The 1,000-nt window shown below is 57.2% G+C and carries 1 protein-coding gene; it reads right to left on the bottom strand.

Features of this window, described 5'->3' with window-relative positions; genetic code table 11:
* A partial coding sequence (locus tag KW828_RS21620) for an IS4 family transposase (RefSeq protein ID WP_218338288.1) occupies positions 1-1,000 on the bottom strand: 1,000 nt, incomplete at both ends.

The raw sequence follows: 1,000 nt of genomic DNA, 5'->3' as shown, positions 1-1,000 counted from the left end.
GCCTCACTTTCCCCGGTTCATGCCGGATGACTTCCTCTGCCAGCCTCAGGTAAGACAGCACACGCCTGACCCTGACGCTGCTTGCCTGATAATGCCAGTGCAGACACCGCTTTTCTGCCATGTATCCTGTCAGCCACATCACCAGACTTGCCATCCCCGCGACCAGATTCAGCACTTCCAGTCGGCCCTGACCCTGACTACGGCTCTGTCTAAGACCGAACCCGAAGCGGGGGCTCTTGTCGTCCCGGAAGTTTTGTTCTATCTGCATTCTGCGGCTGTACAGTGTCATTATCTGGTGCGGCTCCAGTCCCTGCGCATTACTGAACAGGAGCCAGGGCTCCCGGGCACTACTGCGGTGCTCCCGCTGTGTTTTCGGCATTCCCCCTTTTCCGTGACGTCCTGCGTCAGGGCGCTTATGCAGATAGAACCGGCCGTAACAGGGCGTTCGTGGTTTACGGGACAGGACGCCGTAACCCACGCAGACCGGTTGTCCGGTAGCCTCAAGCTCACTGATTTTCATCCACTTTTTATCACCGTCCAGCCGGAAGCTGATACAACCCCTGACCCTGCCGGTGAAGCACCAGCCCATCTGACTGACATGACGGAACCAGTCTGTCCGGAAGCCTGCGTCAGTAATGATGGTGACGGCTTTATTCTGCGGAATGGCATCACGGAGGCGGTCAAGGAAGCGGCACTGAACATTACTGTTCTGCGCCAGCTCTGCAGGAACCACCTCACTCATCAGCGGAATTGAGCGGCCATTACAGACCAGACTTGCCCGCAGAAGGTGCCAGTTCCTGTCATGCCAGCCGGTCCAGTCGACAGCGATAACACAGAAAGGCATCAGGGAGGTGATGGTATGTGTGAGCAGGTGCTGAATACGGGGAATATCACGATGAAGGGCTGTATTGCCAAGAGCACGGTCAACACGTTTAATTTTATTTTTGACGTGCGCCCTGCCCGGAAGGGCGCGGCCAAGGCTGGTCAGGGTGAGGCTGGC

Source organism: Enterobacter sp. ENT03, from assembly GCF_019218745.1.
Lineage (GTDB): Bacteria > Pseudomonadota > Gammaproteobacteria > Enterobacterales > Enterobacteriaceae > Enterobacter_D.
This window is presented reverse-complemented; position numbering and strand designations above follow the sequence as displayed.